This is a genomic window from Cupriavidus sp. 30B13 (genome assembly GCF_049059565.2).
Classification (GTDB): domain Bacteria; phylum Pseudomonadota; class Gammaproteobacteria; order Burkholderiales; family Burkholderiaceae; genus Cupriavidus.
On record NZ_CP188223.1, the window covers coordinates 212,993 to 229,027 of the forward strand.

Consider the following 16,035-nt stretch of genomic DNA (forward strand, 5'->3'; position numbering starts at 1 on the left):
AGGCAGGCGCGTGGCAGAACCCGCGGCGCGCCCGCCGTACACCCGCCGTGCGCCATCGCTCCCGTACCGCCCTCCTGGCCGCTTCGCCGCGCCACGTCGGCGGCGGAGGGCAGCGGATGGCGGGCAGCGCGCAGCCAGGGAGGCAGGCAAGGGCCCTCTGATTAGGCCGCCCCGGCCGGCAATTTTTTGTAATTGCGGCGCGGTTCCACCGAACTTTCGAGCGTGGTCTAATCAAAGGTTCCCGTAGAGGCTGTTTCCGCCCCCGGCGGGCCGGCCGCGGCTGACGGCCCCGCCCCGGCCGCCGCGCATCCGCAGGATGGCGCGGCGCTGGCGTGGCGCCTGGCTCACCGCACGGTGGGGAGCCTTGAATACTACCCGTCGCAATGAATTTCGTGGCTGGCCCGATTGCGGTGCCGGCCGCTTCGCATACCTCGCGAACCACCAGAAACAGGATTCCTGATGTTCGGATTTCTCCGCAGCTATTTCTCCAACGATCTCGCGATCGACCTCGGCACCGCCAACACCCTGATCTATATGCGCGACAAGGGCATCGTCCTGGACGAGCCCTCGGTGGTGGCGATCCGCCAGGAAGGCGGCCCCAACGCCAAGAAGACGATCCAGGCGGTGGGCAAGGAAGCCAAGCAGATGCTGGGCAAGGTGCCGGGCAACATCGAAGCGATCCGCCCGATGAAGGACGGCGTGATCGCCGACTTCACCGTGACCGAGCAGATGCTCAAGCAGTTCATCAAGATGGTGCACGACTCGAAGCTGCTGCGCCCGAGCCCGCGCATCATCATCTGCGTGCCGTGCGGCTCGACCCAGGTCGAGCGCCGCGCCATCCGCGAGTCGGCGCTGGGCGCCGGCGCCAGCCAGGTATACCTGATCGAGGAGCCGATGTCGGCCGCGATCGGCGCCGGCCTGCCGGTGTCGGAGCCGTCGGGCTCGATGGTGGTGGACATCGGCGGCGGCACCACCGAGGTGGGCATCATCTCGCTGGGCGGCATGGTCTACAAGGGCTCGGTGCGCGTGGGCGGCGACAAGTTCGACGAGGCCATCGTCAACTACATCCGCCGCAACTACGGCATGCTGATCGGCGAGCAGACCGCCGAGGCCATCAAGAAGGAAATCGGTTCGGCCTTCCCGGGCTCCGAAGTGCGCGAGATGGAAGTCAAGGGCCGCAACCTGTCCGAAGGCATCCCGCGCGCGTTCACGGTGTCGTCGAACGAAATCCTCGAAGCGCTGACCGATCCGCTCAACCAGATTGTCTCGGCGGTCAAGATCGCGCTGGAACAGACGCCGCCGGAACTGGGCGCGGACATCGCCGAGCGCGGCATGATGCTGACCGGCGGCGGCGCGCTGCTGCGCGACCTGGACCGCCTGCTGGCCGAGGAAACCGGCCTGCCGGTGCTGGTGGCCGAGGATCCGCTGACCTGCGTGGTGCGCGGCTCGGGCATGGCGCTCGAGCGCATGGACAAGCTCGGCAGCATCTTCTCCTACGAATAACGAGTCAGCGAGAGGATATCGCTCGTGGCGCGACGCGGCCTGCCGGATTGCCTGGTCGGGGCCTCGCCGCGCCGCGCCGCCGTCCCGGCCGCTTCCCTGGCCGCATCCTCCAACGCTGTCTCGACCGTCTCCCCGACCCGGCCCGGCCCGGGGCACCGCGCGCCAGCGCGCCTTTCCCGCCCGCCCGGCCACGCCGGTGAGTCCGGCAGGCAGGCGCCGCCGCCGCGTGCCCGGGGCCGGCAGACCTCTACGCCAGCGCACGGGTAAATGGATTACACTCCGCCGCCGCTCTTCAAGCAGGGCACTTCCGCCGTCGCGCGCCTCGTCTTCTATGTGACGATCGCGCTGGTGCTGCTCATCGTCGACGCGCGCTTCGACGCGCTGCGCGTGGTGCGCCAGGTCGCCGCCACCGTGCTGATGCCGGTCGAGCGGACCGTGCTGGTGCCGCGCGACGCGCTGCGCACCGCGTTCGACTATGCGCAGTCGTCGGCCTCGCTCGCCAGCGAGAACCGCGAACTGCGCCGCCGCGCGGTGACCGAGGCCGAGGGCTCGGTGCGCCAGTCGCAGCTCGAGGCCGAGAACAACCAGCTGCGCAAGCTGCTCGGCCTGCAGGAGCAGTCGGCCACGCCGGTGACGGCGGCCGAGATCCTCTACGACGCGCGCGACCCCTACAGCCAGCGCATCGTGATCGACCGCGGCAGCCAGCACGGCCTGCGCGCCGGCTATCCGGTGATCGACGAGCGCGGCGTGATCGGCCAGGTCACGCGCGTCTCGCCGTTCCAGTCCGAAGTCACGCTGCTGACCGACAAGGAGCAGGCCATTCCCGTGCAGGTGGTGCGCAACGGGCTGCGCAGCGTGGCCTTCGGCGGCGCCCGCGCCGGCCTGCTCGACCTGCGCTTCATGGCGGCCTCGGCCGACCTGCAGCAGGGCGACCTGCTGGTGACCTCCGGCCTGGACGGCACTTATCCGCCGGGCCTGCCGGTGGCGAAGATCGTGCAGATCGAGCGCAAGGCCGACACCGCCTTCTCGCGCGTGTACTGCGAGCCGGTGGCCGGGGTGCGCTCGCACCGCCAGCTGCTGGTGATCCGCTACGAGGCGCAGCTGCCGCCGCGCGACACCATCGACGGCCCGCGCGATGCCAAGGAAGGCAAGGGCGGCCGGCCCGACCGCGCCGACCGGCCCGGCGTGCGCGACGCCCAGCGCGGCGGCGGCGACAAGCCGGCGGCCGAGAAACCCGCGGAGAAGCCCGCCGAGAAGCCGGCCGACAAGCCCGCGGCCAGGCCCGCGCCCGCAGCCAAGGAGGCCCAGCGGTGACCAATCCCCAATACCTGCTGCGTCCGGTCAATCCGGCGTTCATCGCGCTGAGCTTCGTGCTGGCGTTCCTGTTCAACCTGATGCCGTGGGGCTCCGTGTTGTGGATTCCCGACATGGTGGCGCTGGTGCTGGTGTTCTGGAACATCCACCAGCCGCGCAAGGTGGGCATGGGCGTGGCGTTCGCGCTGGGCCTGCTGATGGACGTGCACGACGCGCGCCTGCTGGGCGAGCACGCCATCGCGTACACCCTGCTGGCCTATTTCGCCATCACCATCCACCGCCGCGTGCTGTGGTTCACGGTCTACACCCAGGCGCTGCACGTGGTGCCGCTGCTGTTCATGGCGCACGCGGTGCCGGTGGTGATCCGCCTGGCCATGGGCGCGCCGCTGCCGGGCTGGCAGCTGCTGCTGGCGCCCGGCATCGAGGCGCTGTTGTGGCCGCTGGCCACCAGCATGCTGCTGGCGCCGCAGCGGCGCAGCGCCGACGTGGACGAGACGCGGCCCATCTAGCGCCGCGCGCCGCCCGATGGCTTGACCCTCAACGAGTTCCGCCGCGCCCCCCCGCGGGTGCGCGGCACACCGCAAGGCTGACGCAGTACCATGACCGAAATCCGCAATGTCGAACAGGAGCTCGGCCGCTTCCGCATCCGCGTGGCGGCCGCGGCGCTGTTCGCCGTGATCTGCTTCGGCCTGCTGTTCACGCGCTTTCTCTGGCTGCAGTGGTACAAGCACGACCAGTACTCGGCCAAGGCCGAGGACAACCGCATCTCGGTGGCGCCGATCGAGCCCAACCGCGGCATCATCATGGACCGCAACGGCGTGGTGCTGGCGCGCAACTATTCGGCCTACACGCTGGAAATCACGCCGTCCAAGCTGCCCGACACGCTCGACAACACCATCGAGGCGCTCAGCCAGGTGGTCGACATCCAGCCGCGCGACCGGCGCCGCTTCAAGCGGCTGATGGAAGAGTCGCGCAGCTTCGAGAGCCTGCCGATCCGCAGCCAGCTCACCGACGAGGAAGTGGCGCGCTTTTCCGCGCAGCGCTTCCGCTTTCCCGGCGTGGACGTGCGCGCGCGGCTGTTCCGCCAGTATCCGATGGGCGAGTCCGCCTCGCACGTGATCGGCTACCTGGGCCGCATCTCGCAGCGCGACCAGGAGCGCATCGAGGCCATGGACGAGGCCAACGACGCCGAGGGCGCCAAGTACGACCCGCGCAAGGACGCCGACAACTACAAGGGCTCCAACTACATCGGCAAGATCGGCATCGAGCAGAGCTACGAGACCGAGCTGCATGGCCTGACCGGCTTCGAGGAAGTGGAGGTGAGCGCGGGCGGGCGCCCGATCCGCACGCTCTCCACCTCGCCGGCCACGCCCGGCAACAACCTGATCCTGTCGCTCGACATCCGCCTGCAGCAGCTCGCCGAGGCGCTGTTCGGCGACCGGCGCGGCGCGCTGGTGGCGATCGAGCCGGCCACCGGCGACATCCTGGCCTTCGTCTCCAAGCCGACCTTCGACCCGAACCTGTTCGTCGAGGGCATCGACAGCAACACCTGGAACGAGCTCAACGGCTCGCCCGACAAGCCGCTGCTGAACCGGCCGCTGCGCGGCACCTACCCGCCGGGCTCGACCTACAAGCCGTTCATGGCGCTGGCCGCGCTCACCACCGGCAAGCGCACCGCGGCCTGGGGCTTCCACGATCCGGGCTCCTTCACGCTGGGCAACCATACCTTCCGCGACGACAAGCCCGGCGGCCATGGCTGGGTGGACATGCAGGCTTCCATCGTGCAGTCCTGCGACACCTACTACTACATGCTGGCGCGCGACATGGGCGTCAACGCGATCCACGATTTCATGAAGCCGCTGGGCTTCGGCCAGATCACCGGCATCGACATCGAGGGCGAGAGCCGCGGCATCCTGCCGTCCACCGACTGGAAGCGCCGCGCCTACCGCAAGCCCGAGCAGCAGAAATGGTATGACGGCGAGACCATCTCGCTGGGCATCGGCCAGGGCTACAACAGCTTCACCATCCTGCAGCTGGCCAACGCGGTGTCCATCCTGGTCAACAACGGCACCGCGATGAAGCCCCACTTGGTCAAGGCGGTGGAGGACTCGGTGACGCGCGACCGCGAGCTCACCGTGCCCAAGGAAAGCTACCGGCTGTCGCTCAAGCAGGCCGACATCGACGTCATCAAGCGCGCCATGGTCGGCGTGACGCACTCCGGCACGGCCGCGCGCGCCTTTGCCGGCGCCGCCTACGAGTCCGCCGGCAAGACCGGCACCGCCCAGACCTTCACGGTGGGCAAGAACGAGAAGTACAACCACCACGCGCTCGACGAGCGCAAGCGCGACCACGCGCTCTACACCGCCTTCGCCCCGGCCGACAACCCGAAGATCGCGCTGGCGATGATCGTGGAGAACGCCGGCTTCGGCGGCGCGGTGGCCGCGCCGATCGCGCGCAAGGTGATGGACTACTACCTGCTGGGCAAGTGGCCCGAGGAGCTGGCCAGCATCGCCCCGCCGGCCTCCGAGCGCGCCGGGGGCAAGCCGCCCGTGGACACGCCCAGCGTGTTCACCACGGGGCACACCGCCAGCATCGCCAGCGCCACCGTGATGGGCGCGAGCGAGGCGGCCGCCACCAGCGTCGCCGGCGCCGCCGTCGGCGCCAGCGTGCCGGTGGCGCGCCCGGCCGGCGCGTCCGCGGCGGCGGTGGCGCCGGTGATCGACCCGGCCGCCATTCCGCCCGCCTCGGCGGTGCAGACGCTGGACCAGCGCATGGCCCAGGCGCTCGGCCACAGCCATCCGGCGCCGGCTCCGGCGCCCGCCCAGGCCGCCCCGGCGCCGGCGGCCGCCGCCGCTCCGAAACCCCGCGCCAAGCCCGTCGCCGCTCCCGGCGCGGGCGGCGCCAACGCGACACGCTGAAGGAGACGCGCCATGGACAAACGCCGCGTCCTGTCATTCATCAAGACCGCGCTCACCGGCTTCGACAAGCCGCTCGCGCTGATCGTCTTCCTGCTGTTCGCCACCGGCATCGTGGCGCTCTACTCGGCCGCCATCGACATGCCCGGCCGGGTCGAGGACCAGCTGCGCAACATCCTGCTCTCCTACGCGGTGATGTGGGTGATCGCCTACCTGCCCACGCAGACGCTGATGCGGGTGGCGGTGCCGCTCTATACCGTGGGCGTGGCCCTGCTGATCGGGGTGGCGATGTTCGGCCTGATCCGCAAGGGCGCGCGGCGCTGGCTCAACGTGGGCATGGTGATCCAGCCCTCCGAGATCATGAAGATCGCCATGCCGCTGATGCTGGCGTGGTACTTCCAGAAGCGGGAGGGCTCGGTCAGGTGGTATGACTTCCTGGTGGCGCTGCTGCTGCTGGGCGTGCCGGTCGGCCTGATCGCCAAGCAGCCCGACCTGGGCACCGGCCTGCTGGTGCTGGCCGCCGGCCTCTACGTGATCTACTTCGCCGGCCTGTCGTGGAAGATCATCCTGCCGCTGCTGGTGGCGCTGGTGGTGGCCGTCACCGCGCTGGTCACCTTCGAGAACGACATGTGCGCGCCCGGCGTGAACTGGCCGATCCTGCACGACTACCAGCAGCACCGCATCTGCACGCTGCTGGACCCCACCACCGACCCGCTCGGCAAGGGCTTCCACACCATCCAGTCGATCATCGCCATCGGCTCGGGCGGCGTGTTCGGCAAGGGCTGGCTCAAGGGCACGCAGACCCATCTGGAATTCATCCCGGAAAAGCACACCGACTTCATCTTCGCGGTCTTCTCCGAGGAGTTCGGCCTGGTCGGCAATGCCGTGCTGCTGGTGCTCTACCTGCTGCTGATCTTCCGCGGGCTGTACATCGCGGCCAATGCGCCGACGCTGTTCTCGCGGCTGCTGGCGGGGTCCATCACGCTGATCTTCTTCACCTACGCCTTCGTCAACATGGGCATGGTCAGCGGCATCCTGCCCGTGGTGGGCGTGCCGCTGCCGCTGATGAGTTACGGCGGGACCGCGCTGGTCACGCTGGGCATGGGCATCGGCCTGCTGATGAGCATTTCGCGGCAGAAGCGGCTGATCCAGACCTAGCGGCCGGCGCCCGCGGTTGACGTAAGTTAAGAACCGACTCGCGCCGCGGCCGGAATGTGAATTTTCCGAGCCCTGCGGCCGCGCCTCCCCGGTACGCTCCAGCCCACATGGACCGAACCGAGGAAGGAAGATGAACAGCATGAAACGGGTGCCGCCGCCCGCCGCGACCGACAAGTACACCAGGACCGCGCAGGCCCTCCACTGGCTGATGGCGCTGATCTGGCTGGCGAGCTGGGGCGCCGGCATGGTAGCCGCCCATGTGCCGGCGCTCAATCCGCACCACGGCCTGACCGCCGTGCACAAGGCCGTCGCCAGCACGCTGCTGGCCCTGGTCGTGATCCGCGTGGCGTGGCGGCTCGCGCATCCGGCTCCCGCGCTGCCGCCCAGCATGAGCGTCTTCATGCAGCGCGCCGCCCACCTGGGGCATCTCGTCCTGTACGCGCTCGCGCTGATCGCCCTGCCGCTGTCGGGCTGGTACTGGAGCTCGGTGGCCGGCCGGGCCGTCCAGCTCGCCGGCCTGTTCACGCTGCCGCCGCTGGCGGCGCCCGACGAGGCGATGCGGGACCTTGCCGCCAACGTCCACGTGCTGACCGCGTGGTTCTGCGGCGCGCTCGTCGGCGGCCACATCGTGGTGGCGCTCAAGCACCGCTTCATCGACCGGGACTCGGTCATGGCGAGCATGCTGCCGGGGCCGCGCGGCCTGCGGTGAGCGCCGCCCGGCGGACTTGCGCTTCGACGCGGGCTCTTTGCTACACTGCCTGCCAAACATCCCGGTTGAAGCCAATGAACGCCCAAGACGTCGTCACTTTCCTGCAGACCAATCCCCAGTTCTTCGAAGACCACGCCGAGCTGCTCGCCTCCGTGCAACTGACCAGCCCGCACAGCCACCGCGCGGTGTCGCTGCAGGAGCGCCAGATGGAGATCCTGCGCGAGAAGAACAAGGGCCTGGAACTGAAGCTGGCGGACCTAGTGCGCCACGGCCACGACAACGACCGCACGCAGCAGCGCATGCATGCGTGGCAGCTGCGCCTGCTGGCGGAGGTGGATTCGCACGCGCTGCCCTACGCGGTGCAGGACGGCCTGCAACAGGTGTTCGAGGTGCCGGCGGTGACGCTCAAGCTGTGGCAGGTGGCGCAGGCTTATGCGCACATGGAGGTCACGCAGGGCGTGAGCGAGGACGTGCGGCTGTTCGCCGAAGGCCTGCGCGCGCCGTACTGCGGGCCCAACAGCGGATTCGAGGCGGCCGCCTGGCTGGAGCGCGACGATATCGCCTCGCTGGCGATGGTGACGCTGCGCGTGCCGTCGCGCGAGCCGGGCACGCTGGGCGCGGCGTTCGGCCTGCTGGTGCTGGGCTCGCCGGAAGCGCGGCGCTTCCACGAAGGCATGGGCACCGCCTACCTGGCGCAGATCGGCGAAGTGGCCGGCGCCGCGCTGAACCGCCTGCGCGACTGACGCCGCCATGTCCCGCGGCAAGCTGACCGTGGCCACGCCATGACGCGCAAGGCGGCCGCCGCGCCGTCCGCCGACAAGCCCGCACCGGACCCGCTGGTGCTGCGCTATCTCGAATGGCTGGCCAGCGGGCGCAAGCTGGCGGCCCACACGCTCAGCGGCTACGGCCGCGACCTCGCCGTGCTGCAGGAGTACGCGCAGCGCTTCGCGCCGGGCTGCGCGCTGCTGTCCTTGCAGACCCACCATATCCGCGGCTTTGCCGCGCGCCTGCACGGCGGCGGCCTGGCCGGCACCAGCATTGCCCGCACGCTGTCGGCGTGGCGCGGCTTCTATCTGTGGGCGGCGCGCCACGGCCTCGGGGTCGACGCCAATCCGGTCGACGGCGTGCGCGCGCCGAGGTCGGGCCACCGGCTGCCCAAGGCCTTGTCGGTGGAGCACGCGGTGGCGCTGGTGTCGTACCACGGCGGCGAGGGCGCGGAGGACGTGCGCGACCGCGCCGTCTACGAGCTGTTCTATTCCAGCGGCCTGCGCCTGTCGGAACTGGTGCAGCTGGACCAGCGCTACGCCGAGGACGGCGACTACCGCTCGGAGGGCTGGATCGACATGGACGGCGCCGAGGTCACGGTGATCGGCAAGGGCTCGCGCCGGCGCACGGTGCCGGTCGGCAGCAAGGCGATGGAGGCACTGCGCGCCTGGCTGGCGGTGCGCGCGCAGATGCTGCGCCCGGGCGCGGCGCCGCAGGACGCGCATGCCCTGTTCCTGAACGCGCGCGGGCGGCGCCTGCCGGCGCGCACGGTGCAGCTGCGCATCAAGCAGCAGGCGATCCGCGCCGGCGTGCCGGCCGACGTGCATCCGCACATGCTGCGGCATTCCTTCGCCACCCACGTGCTGCAGTCCTCGGGCGACCTGCGCGCGGTGCAGGAGATGCTGGGACACGCCAGCGTGGCCACCACGCAGATCTATACCGCGCTCGATTTCCAGCACCTGGCCAAGGTCTACGACAAGGCGCATCCGCGCGCGGGCAGGGCGCGCGCGGCGCCGCCGGGACCCGCCGCGGAATCCACGCCGCCGGCGGGCGGTCCTGCCGGGCCCGCCGATCCCGCCGCGGAACCGCGGGACTGAGCGCGGCTAGGGCGTGCCGGCCTTGCCCGCGTCGTCTTCCATATCCCCCTGCGCCCCCTGCGCCGCCTTGCCGCTCCTGCCGGCCTTGTCGCCCCACTGCGCCAGGATGGCGCGGAACGCTTCCATCTCCGGCAGCAGCCAGGCGCGGAAGGCCTTCACCTTGGGCGCTTCGAGCATGCCCGCCGAGCAGACGAAATAGAGCAGCCAGGGGCAGGGAATGCTGACGTCGAACAGCCGCACCACGCGCCCCGACAGCAGGTCGTTGTAGGCCAGCGAGGAGCGGATCAGCGCAATGCCCTGGCCGGCGGCGGCGGCCTGCAGCAGCAGCGAGGAATCCTCCAGCAGCAGGCCCTTGCGCGGCTCGGGCCAGTCCAGCCCGGCCGCTTCGAACCACGGCTTCCACGGGTCGCCTTCGCCGCGCAGCAGCGGCATGCCGGCCATGTCGCGCGGCTGCGCCGGCAGCTTGCCGGCGTTGAAGGCCGGGCTGCAGACCGGGAAGAACACGTCGTCGAGCAGCTTTTCCACGTACAGGCCGGGATAGTCGCCGCTGCCCATGCGCAGCGCGATGTCCACTTCCTCGCGCGTGAAATCCACCAGGCTGTTGGACGACAGCAGCTCCACGTCCAGCTCGGGGTGCCGCTCGATGAAGCTGCCGATGCGCGGCGTGAGCCAGCGCGCGGCGAACGAAGGCATGGTGCTGATGGTGAGGCGCTTGTCGCGGTTGCCGGCCTGCAGCGCGCGCGTCGCGTCGGCGATCTCCAGCAGGGCCTCGCGCACGCGCGTGGCGTAGGCGCGCCCGCCCGGCGTGAGGCTGACGCGCTTGCCGTTGCGCTCGAACAGCGGCTGCCCGAGCTCTTCCTCCAGCGCGCGGATCTGGTGGCTGACCGCGCCGTGGGTGACGAACAGTTCGGTGGCCGCGCGCGAAAAGCTCTCGTGGCGGGCCGCGGCCTCGAACGCGCGCAGCGCGGTCAGTGCCGGCAGGCGCGGCAGTTCGCGGTGCCAGCCACGCGGCAGATCATTCTCCCAAGCTCGCTTCAATGCCATGGCCGGCCTCGCCTTATGTGAGTTTCCCTAACAAGAACCCGGAAAATATATCGTTTTGGAAGGGCTTCGGCAATCACTAGAATGCAATGCATCGGTACTCCACCCCGCACCAGCTCCGCTGAAGCAGACGCCGCCCCGACGGGCAGGCGCATGACGCGGCAGCCCATTCCGGGCCGGCGGGGCAGCAGAGGCGCCGATGTCAGTGAAGGATGCCCAACATGAAAACATTGCTCACAACGACCCTGTTCACCCTGAGCCCGGGCGAAGTCACCTCGCTTTCCATCCACGCCGCCCAGCGCCTGCGCGTGGAAGAGGCCAGCGGCACCGACCTGTGGGTTACCCGCGAAGGCGACTCCGTGGACCACTGGCTGCGTTGCGGCGCCAGCATGCTGCTCGAGCGCGGCGACGAGATCGTGCTCAGCGTCGATCCGCGCGCCGCCGGGCCGGTGCGCCTGGCCCTGATCGCCGAGACGCGCCGGCCGGCCGCCAACGTGGCGCACCTGGTGGCGCGCATGGCGCGGCGCCTGGTTCGAGGGGCCGAATGGACGCCTAACCAGGACCAGATCACGGCGTCCTGAGCCGCCGGACGGGGCCGGGGCCGGCGGCGCCCCCGACCGCCGTGCGCGCGGCCACCTGCGGCTGGTGCATGCGCGCGGCTCCCGGGACGGCGGCACGGGCTGAGGCGGCCTGCGGCAAGACCCGGTGCAGACAAGGGGCGGCGCCAGCGGCGACCGCCCCTTTTTCGTATTTTCGTTAAACTGCCGGCATGCAAGCGATACAAGTCATCGAGCAGGGCCGCCAGGACTACCAGCCCTGTTTCGACGCGATGCGTGCCTATACCGCCGCCCGCACCGCCGAAACCCCCGACCAGATCTGGCTGGTGGAGCATCCCCCGGTCTACACGCTCGGCCAGGCCGGCGACCCCGCGCACCTGCTGGCGCCCGACGGGGCGATTCCCATGGTGCGCATCGACCGTGGCGGACAGATCACTTACCACGGGCCGGGCCAGGTCGTGGCCTACCTGCTGCTGGACCTGCGCCGGCGCCACCTGATGGTGCGCGAGCTGGTCCATGCGATCGAGCAGGCCGTGCTGGACACGCTCGCGGCGTATAATCTCGCAGCCGAACGCAAGGCGGGCGCGCCCGGGATCTACCTTTCCGCAGGTCCGCACCGGGGCGCCAAGATCGCCGCGCTCGGGCTCAAGATCCGCAACGGCTGCAGCTATCACGGCGTCAGCCTGAACGTGCAGATGGACCTTGCGCCCTTCCTGCGCATCAACCCCTGCGGCTATGCCGGGCTGGAAACGGTCGACATGGCCACCGCGGGCGCCACCTGTGCGGTGGCCGATGGGGCCTCCCGCCTGCCGGTGGGCGCGGCACAGCAAACCGATATCGCGCGGCGCCTTGCGGCGGCACTGTGCGACGTACTGGCAGCGGCGCACGAGCGCGCCGTGGCTGCCGGCCCGAATCCCGCCGCGGCCCTGGCCAACTAGTCATCCAGCCGAATATGCACGCACCGCGCGTGCGGAGAACACTATGAGCGACGCCCTGATCGCCACTTCCAGCGAAGCCCCGCAGCCCCAGGCGGAGCAGTACGACCCGACCCGCAAGCAGAAGTCCGCCGACAAGACCGCGCGCATCCCGATCAAGATCGTGCCGGCCGAGAAGCTCAAGAAGCCCGAGTGGATCCGCGTCAAGGCGGCCACCGGCAATTCGCGCTTCTACGAGATCAAGGACGTGCTGCGCGCCAACAACCTGGTCACGGTATGCGAAGAGGCGAGCTGCCCGAATATCGGCGAATGCTTCGGCAAGGGCACGGCCACCTTCATGATCATGGGCGACAAGTGCACGCGCCGCTGCCCGTTCTGCGATGTGGGCCACGGCCGCCCCGACCCGCTCGACGCCAATGAGCCGGGCAACCTGGCCCGCACCATCGCCCAGTTGCGCCTGAACTACGTGGTCATCACCAGCGTCGACCGCGACGACCTGCGCGACGGCGGTGCCCAGCATTTCGTGGACTGCATCACGCAGACCCGCGCGCTGTCGCCCTCCACCCGCATCGAAGTGCTGGTGCCGGACTTCCGCGGCCGCCTGGACAAGGCGCTGGACATCCTGCAGTCGGGCCCGCCCGACGTGATGAACCACAACATGGAAACCGTGCCGCGCCTGTACAAGCAGGCGCGCCCGGGCGCCGACTACGCGCACTCGCTCAAGCTGCTGCAGGAATTCAAGCGCCGCAATCCCACCGTGGCCACCAAGAGCGGCCTGATGGTGGGCCTGGGCGAGACCGACGAGGAAATCCTCGAAGTCATGCGCGACATGCGCGCCCACGACATCGACATGCTGACCATCGGCCAGTACCTGGCGCCGTCGGGCCACCACCTGCCGGTGATGCGCTACGTGCATCCGGACGTCTTCAAGATGTACGAGGAAGAGGCCTACAAGATGGGCTTCACCCATGCCGCCGTGGGCGCGATGGTGCGCAGCTCGTACCACGCCGACCAGCAGGCGCATCAGGCCGGCTTCGCCTGAGCCTGCGCGTCTTCCTGCTGGACAGGCCGGCCGGTGGTTTTCCACCGGCCGGTTTTTTTGCCCGCGCATCCCGCCGCCGGGCGGCGGCGTTGCGGGCGCGCCACGATCGCGCCGCGCAGCGCAAAAAAATCCGTTTTTCCGGCCGGCCGGGCCGGCGCGCCGGGAACGCTCATCCTGCACCGTCATCGCCCGTAGCGGACCCCGCCAGCTCTCCGTGGACATCCGCCAGGCGCCCCCTCGGTGCGGCTTGCACCAAGGCGGGGCGCGGCATGGGCGGCGCTACCGGTAGCCTTTCCGCGCGCCTAGGGTCTACCCCTAGCCCCATCATCTTCTCGTTTGGTTATCATGAATTTATCGACAAATTGTCGATGAAAAAAGATTGATGCAACGGACCGCCTGGTGGCCGGCGCCGCGCCTGACGAGTCCGGTGCGCCCGCCTACACTGCAAGGTCAGGTCCCTTCCCGGTGCCGCCCATGTCCCGATGTTCCGTTCACCGCCTGGCCGAACGCGCGCTGCTGTGCAGCGTGCCGCCGCCGGCCTCGCTCGACGTTCAACGCCGCATCTGGGCCATGGCGCAGCGCGCCGCCGAATGGCGCGGCGTGGTGGACGCGGTGCCGGGCATGAACAACCTGACCGTGGTGTTCGACCAGGATGCCGACCCGCAGGCGCTCGAGCGCAACCTCAAGCTCGCCTGGGCTTCCGGCGAAGCGCGCGAGGCCACCGGCCGGCTGGTCGAGATCCCGGTGCGCTACGGCGGCGAACACGGCCCCGACCTGGCCGAGGTGGCGGCCCACACCGGGCTGAGCGCGCAGGAAGTGGTGCGCCGCCACAGCGCGGGCGAATACGTGGTGTACTTCCTCGGCTTCCAGCCCGGCTTTGCCTACATGGGCGGGCTCGATCCCGCGCTGGCCACGCCGCGCCGGCGCGAGCCGCGGCTGTCGGTGCCGGCCGGCTCGGTCGGCATCGGCGGCGAGCAGACCGGCATCTACCCGGCCGCCGCGCCCGGCGGCTGGCAACTGATCGGGCACACGGACAGCGAGCTGTTCGTGGCGGACCGCGATCCGCCTTCCCTGTTCGCGCCCGGCGATACGGTGCGCTTCGTGGCCGAGGAGGTGCGGGCGTGATCGAAATCCTCCGCTCCGGCGCACTGGCCTCGGTCCAGGATCTCGGCCGCCCCGGTTTCCGCCGCTTCGGCGTGGGCACCGCGGGCGCGCTCGACACCGTCGCGCTCACCATCGGCAACCGCCTGCTCGGCAACGACGCCGGCGACGCCGCCATCGAATTCACGCTGGGCCGCGCCGCGGTGCGCTTCCATGCCGACATGCGCGTGGCGCTCAGCGGCGCCGAATGCAAGGCCAACCTGGACGGCGTGCCGGTGTGGTCGTGGCACGCCTTCGACGTGCGCCGCGGCGAGACGCTGACCCTGTCGGCCGCGCAGGGCGGCACGCGCAGCTATCTGTGCGTGGCCGGCGGCATCGGCGTGGCGCCGGTGATGGGCTCGCGCAGCACCGACCTCAAGGCCGGCTTCGGCGGTTTTGCCGGGCGCGCGCTGCGCGAAGGCGACCGGCTCGCGGCCGGGCGGCCCGGCGTGGCCGACGACAGCGACTGGCTCGGCGTGCAGGCGCCGGCCTGGGCGCTGCCGGTGGGCAAGCTCGGCGACGCGGTGCCGATCCGCATGCTGCCCGGCGTGGAATACGACGACTTCGAGGCCGCCGCGCGCGATGCGCTGTGGCAGTCCGAGTGGGTCGTCACCCCCAACAGCAACCGCATGGGCCTGCGCCTGCAAGGCCCCGCGCTGACGCGCGAGCCCGCGCGCGCGGCGGACCTGCTCTCGCACGGCGTGCTGCCGGGCGTGGTGCAGGTACCGCCGGCCGGCCAGCCCATCGTGCTGATGGCCGACGCGCAGACCACCGGCGGCTATCCCAAGATCGGCGTGGTGATCGGCGCGGACCTGTGGCGGCTGGCGCAGGTGCCGCTCGGTGCGCCGGTGCGCTTCGTGCGTGTGACGCTGGAGCAGGCCGCCGCCGCGCAGGCCGAGCTGGACCGTTACTTGCAGCAGGTCGACCAGGCCCTGCAGTGGCAGGGCGACGGCAGCATGGTGATCGCGGCAAGGCGCCGCACGCGCACGCGGCTCGCGGTGGCCTGACATGGCTCCCGCCCGCCGCCCCGGAACGACCCGCACATGGACATGGCCGCATCGCCGGCAAGGACAGAACCAGGAGTAATGCAATGCACATCGATCTGAATGCCGACCTCGGCGAAGGCTGCGGCACCGACCGCGAGCTGCTCGCGCTGATCAGCTCGGCCAACGTGGCGTGCGGCTGGCATGCCGGCGACGCCGCCACCATGCTGCAGACCGTGCGCTGGGCGCTGGAGTCCGGCGTGGCGATCGGCGCGCACCCGAGCTACCCCGACCGCGAGAACTTCGGCCGCACCGAGATGCAGCTCGCGCCCGACGCGGTGTACGCCGACGTGCTCTACCAGATCGGCGCGCTGGCGGCGCTGGTGCGCGCGCAGGGCGGGCAGCTCGCCCACGTCAAGCCGCACGGCGCGCTCTACAACCAGGCCGCCAAGGACCCCGTGCTGGCCGGCGCCATCGTGCGCGCGGTGCGCGATTTCGATTCCGACCTGGTCTTCTTCGGCCTGGCCGGCAGCGCCATGGTCAAGGTGGCGCGCGAGGCCGGCCTCAAGGTGAAGGAAGAGGTCTTCGCCGACCGCGGCTACAACCCCGACGGCTCGCTGGTCAGGCGCGGCACGCCGGGCGCGCTGCACGAGGACGAAGACGTGGCCCTGGGCCAGACGCTCGACATGGTGCGCGGGCAGCGCGTGCGCGCCATCGACGGCACTTGGGTACCGATCCGCGCCGAAACCGTGTGTCTGCACGGCGACGGCGCACACGCGCTTGCCTTTGCGCGCCGCATCCGCGAGCGGCTCGGCGCCGAAGGCATCGCAATCCGCGCCGGAGCCTGAGCGACGCGCGGCGCGCGTCCCCAGGATC

General features: G+C 70.5%; 16 protein-coding genes. 14 read left to right on the forward strand and 2 right to left on the reverse strand.

The genetic code is table 11. The annotated features are described in order from the left end of the window. The first annotated feature begins 459 nt into the window (after nucleotides 1-459). From ACKI2N_RS00885 to ACKI2N_RS00920, 8 genes are all read left to right on the forward strand, one after another. Nucleotides 460-1,503, forward strand: coding sequence for a rod shape-determining protein (locus tag ACKI2N_RS00885; RefSeq protein ID WP_011296266.1), 1,044 nt, complete (start codon nucleotides 460-462; stop codon nucleotides 1,501-1,503). A gap of 267 nt (nucleotides 1,504-1,770) precedes the next feature. Further along, entirely contained in the window at nucleotides 1,771-2,817 is a 1,047-nt protein-coding gene (gene mreC, locus ACKI2N_RS00890) for a rod shape-determining protein MreC (RefSeq protein ID WP_420994664.1), read from the forward strand. Then, complete coding sequence (gene mreD / locus ACKI2N_RS00895; RefSeq protein ID WP_420994663.1) at nucleotides 2,814-3,326, forward strand: rod shape-determining protein MreD; 513 nt, start codon at nucleotides 2,814-2,816, stop codon at nucleotides 3,324-3,326. Before mreC ends, mreD begins: the two co-directional genes overlap by 4 nt. A gap of 90 nt (nucleotides 3,327-3,416) precedes the next feature. Beyond that, entirely contained in the window at nucleotides 3,417-5,735 is a 2,319-nt protein-coding gene (mrdA, locus tag ACKI2N_RS00900; RefSeq protein ID WP_420994662.1) for a penicillin-binding protein 2, read from the forward strand. 12 nt (nucleotides 5,736-5,747) lie between these two features. Next, complete coding sequence (gene rodA / locus ACKI2N_RS00905) at nucleotides 5,748-6,890, forward strand: rod shape-determining protein RodA (RefSeq protein ID WP_420994661.1); 1,143 nt, start codon at nucleotides 5,748-5,750, stop codon at nucleotides 6,888-6,890. 130 nt (nucleotides 6,891-7,020) lie between these two features. Next, a complete protein-coding gene (locus ACKI2N_RS00910; RefSeq protein WP_420994660.1) occupies nucleotides 7,021-7,599 on the forward strand; it encodes a cytochrome b in 579 nt (192 codons plus the stop codon). Between the two features lie 74 nt (nucleotides 7,600-7,673). Continuing rightward, on the forward strand, nucleotides 7,674-8,342 hold the full coding sequence (locus tag ACKI2N_RS00915) for a DUF484 family protein (RefSeq protein ID WP_420994658.1): 669 nt from the start codon (nucleotides 7,674-7,676) through the stop codon (nucleotides 8,340-8,342). Between the two features lie 39 nt (nucleotides 8,343-8,381). Next, nucleotides 8,382-9,461: a tyrosine recombinase XerC gene (locus ACKI2N_RS00920; RefSeq protein WP_420994657.1), complete on the forward strand. Its 1,080-nt coding sequence runs from the start codon at nucleotides 8,382-8,384 to the stop codon at nucleotides 9,459-9,461. A 6-nt stretch (nucleotides 9,462-9,467) separates the two neighbouring features. Here the strand turns inward: ACKI2N_RS00920 and ACKI2N_RS00925 are convergent, their stop codons facing one another. Further along, complete coding sequence (locus ACKI2N_RS00925) at nucleotides 9,468-10,505, reverse strand: transcriptional regulator GcvA (RefSeq protein ID WP_420994656.1); 1,038 nt, start codon at nucleotides 10,503-10,505, stop codon at nucleotides 9,468-9,470. A gap of 218 nt (nucleotides 10,506-10,723) precedes the next feature. Between ACKI2N_RS00925 and ACKI2N_RS00930 the strand changes: the two genes are divergently transcribed. The 3 genes from ACKI2N_RS00930 to lipA all read left to right on the forward strand — a co-directional run bounded on the left by ACKI2N_RS00930 (nucleotide 10,724) and on the right by lipA (nucleotide 13,036). Next, nucleotides 10,724-11,083, forward strand: a complete 360-nt coding sequence (locus ACKI2N_RS00930) for a DUF2917 domain-containing protein (protein ID WP_420994655.1) — start codon at nucleotides 10,724-10,726, stop codon at nucleotides 11,081-11,083. 188 nt (nucleotides 11,084-11,271) lie between these two features. Then, nucleotides 11,272-11,997 carry a lipoyl(octanoyl) transferase LipB gene (gene lipB / locus ACKI2N_RS00935; protein ID WP_420994654.1) on the forward strand — a complete coding sequence of 242 codons (726 nt, stop codon included), beginning with the start codon at nucleotides 11,272-11,274 and terminating at the stop codon, nucleotides 11,995-11,997. A gap of 43 nt (nucleotides 11,998-12,040) precedes the next feature. After that, a complete protein-coding gene (gene lipA / locus ACKI2N_RS00940; protein ID WP_420994653.1) occupies nucleotides 12,041-13,036 on the forward strand; it encodes a lipoyl synthase in 996 nt (331 codons plus the stop codon). Here lipA and ACKI2N_RS00945 read toward each other — a convergent pair. Beyond that, complete coding sequence (locus ACKI2N_RS00945; protein WP_420994652.1) at nucleotides 13,018-13,209, reverse strand: hypothetical protein; 192 nt, start codon at nucleotides 13,207-13,209, stop codon at nucleotides 13,018-13,020. The two genes, lipA and ACKI2N_RS00945, sit on opposite strands and share 19 nt — an antisense overlap. 301 nt (nucleotides 13,210-13,510) lie before the next feature. Between ACKI2N_RS00945 and pxpB the strand changes: the two genes are divergently transcribed. The 3 genes from pxpB (at nucleotide 13,511) to pxpA (ending at nucleotide 16,007) form a co-directional block, all read left to right on the forward strand. After that, nucleotides 13,511-14,161 (forward strand): 5-oxoprolinase subunit PxpB, encoded by a 651-nt coding sequence (gene pxpB / locus ACKI2N_RS00950; RefSeq protein ID WP_420994651.1) that lies wholly within the window; start codon nucleotides 13,511-13,513, stop codon nucleotides 14,159-14,161. Then, complete coding sequence (locus ACKI2N_RS00955) at nucleotides 14,158-15,183, forward strand: biotin-dependent carboxyltransferase family protein (RefSeq protein ID WP_420994650.1); 1,026 nt, start codon at nucleotides 14,158-14,160, stop codon at nucleotides 15,181-15,183. Before pxpB ends, ACKI2N_RS00955 begins: the two co-directional genes overlap by 4 nt. Before the next feature lie 83 nt (nucleotides 15,184-15,266). Further along, the gene (gene pxpA, locus ACKI2N_RS00960; protein ID WP_420994649.1) at nucleotides 15,267-16,007 is read left to right on the forward strand and encodes a 5-oxoprolinase subunit PxpA; all 741 of its coding nucleotides are present in this window, start codon (nucleotides 15,267-15,269) and stop codon (nucleotides 16,005-16,007) included. The last annotated feature ends 28 nt before the right edge of the window (nucleotides 16,008-16,035 follow it).